This window comes from Streptomyces alkaliphilus (assembly GCF_014141535.1).
Taxonomy (GTDB): domain Bacteria; phylum Actinomycetota; class Actinomycetes; order Streptomycetales; family Streptomycetaceae; genus Streptomyces; species Streptomyces alkaliphilus.
Genome location: NZ_VKHT01000966.1, coordinates 1 through 1,877 on the forward strand (window position 1 = coordinate 1; position 1,877 = coordinate 1,877).

Genomic DNA, 1,877 nt, shown 5'->3' on the forward strand with positions numbered 1-1,877 from the left:
GGCGAGCGCGAAGCCCGCCCCCATCAGCATCGACACGCCGTAGGCGATCGGGGGGAAGGGTTCGGAGCCGATGAACATGGGGATGAAGGTGATCAGTGTGGCCACCGCCCCGACGGCGAAGACCACTCCGCCGATCCGGACCAGTAGGTCACCACTGCGGCCCTCGGCCGCCGTCGGTTCGGATGCGCTGCTCACCCCTCCAGGGTAGGCGGGCCCCTCCGGGGACGGGCACCGACCCCCGCCCCGCCGGGTGGGGGAGGCCCGGTCGAGGCGATCTTGCCCATTCGGCGGGGACGATTAGCCTTGAGGGTGGACGGCGGGTCGTGCGGCCCGCCGCCTGCCGTACCCGCACCACCACGGCACTCGCGACCCCCATCCGCACGGACGCACCGAAACGACATTCCACCGGCCGATGCGAGGCGGCCCGAGCGACAGCGAGGACGAGGACACGTGCCTACCGGCAAGGTCAAGTGGTTCAACAGCGAGAAGGGCTTCGGCTTCCTCTCCCGGGACGACGGCGGCGATGTCTTCGTCCACTCCTCCGTCCTGCCGCCGGGGGTGGATGTGCTCAAGCCCGGTCAGCGGGTCGAGTTCGGGGTGGTCGCCGGACAGCGCGGTGACCAGGCCCTGTCGGTGACGATCCTCGACCCGACCCCCTCGGTGGCCGCCGCCCAGCGGCGCAAGCCGGACGAGATGGTCTCCATCGTCCAGGACCTCACCACCCTGCTCGACGGGGTGGCCCAGCAACTCGAGCGGGGCCGGTACCCCGACCGGGCCAACGGGCGGAAGATCGCCGGAATGCTGCGGGCGGTCGCCGACCAGTTGGACGTCTGACGCCCCGGGGCGGCGTCCGTCCCGCCCGATGTCGCGCACGCCGCCGCCCCCGGACCCGACGGGTCCGGGGGCGGCGGCGCGAGCGTTCCGGGGGAGTGCCGGTGGCCGGGGGCCGGCCGCGTCAGTCCCCGAAGGGGGGCTCCAGGGCGGTCGCCGACAGCGGGGGCGCCAGCCCCTCGGACGCCGCCCGACCCAGCAGTTCACGGACCGCCGCGTATCCGTCATCGCCCAGGTCCGCGGTGAACTCGTTGACGTACAGGGCGATGTGACGATCGGCCACGGACGGATCCATCTCCTGCGCGTGCTCCATCACATGGGCGTGCGAGGCCGACGGGTCCTCCCACGCCATCCGCACCGAGGTCCGGATGGTCTCGGACAGCGCGCGCAGCCGCTCCGCCCCCAGATCGCGGCGGGCGATGATCGCGCCCAGCGGGATCGGGTGCCCGGTCGTTCCCTCCCAGAACTCGCCCAGGTCCACCAACTGGTGCAATCCGTACTCGTGGTACGTGAAGCGTGCCTCGTGGATGACCAGGCCGGCGTCCACCCGACCGTCCCGCACGGCGGGCATGATCTCGTGGAACGGCATCACCACGACGTTCCCCGGGCCCTCCGGCACCCATCGGGCCGCCCACAGCCGGAACAGCAGGTAGGCGGTGGACAGTTCGCTGGGCACCGCCACCGTGCGACCGGTCAGGGCGGTGCCCTGTTCGCCGGGACGGACCGCCTCGCGGCCGAGCAGCAGCGCGTAGGTGTCCAGCACGTGCGGGAGCACCGCGTAGGACACCTTCAGCACCTGCCCCTCACCGCGCCGGGCCAGGCCATTGGTGACGTCGATGTCCGCGAACCGCACGCGGGGCGGTGAGGCACCGGGCACCAGGCCGTGCGTCCAGGCGTGGAAGACGAAGGTGTCGTTGGGGCAGGGGGAATAGGAAATGTCCGTGATGCCCACCGCGTCGCCCGGGGCGGTCGGCGCGGTGTCCCCGGTGTCTCGGGAAGCGGTGTCGCGGGCCCCCGCGTCCCTGGAAGGGGGGACGGGGGACGGG

At 72.6% G+C, this 1,877-nt stretch carries 3 protein-coding genes; 1 reads left to right on the forward strand and 2 read right to left on the reverse strand.

Translation table 11 applies throughout. The features are described 5' to 3' along the window. On the reverse strand, window positions 1-195 hold a 195-nt coding region (locus FNQ90_RS21535; RefSeq protein WP_182607875.1), incomplete at its 3' end, for a hypothetical protein. A 255-nt stretch (window positions 196-450) separates the two neighbouring features. Here FNQ90_RS21535 and FNQ90_RS28535 point away from each other — a divergent pair. Beyond that, the gene (locus FNQ90_RS28535) at window positions 451-834 is read left to right on the forward strand and encodes a cold-shock protein (RefSeq protein ID WP_143624326.1); all 384 of its coding nucleotides are present in this window, start codon (window positions 451-453) and stop codon (window positions 832-834) included. Between the two features lie 121 nt (window positions 835-955). Here the strand turns inward: FNQ90_RS28535 and FNQ90_RS21545 are convergent, their stop codons facing one another. After that, window positions 956-1,768, reverse strand: a complete 813-nt coding sequence (locus tag FNQ90_RS21545; RefSeq protein ID WP_182607876.1) for a 1,4-dihydroxy-6-naphthoate synthase — start codon at window positions 1,766-1,768, stop codon at window positions 956-958. Window positions 1,769-1,877 lie beyond the last annotated feature (109 nt).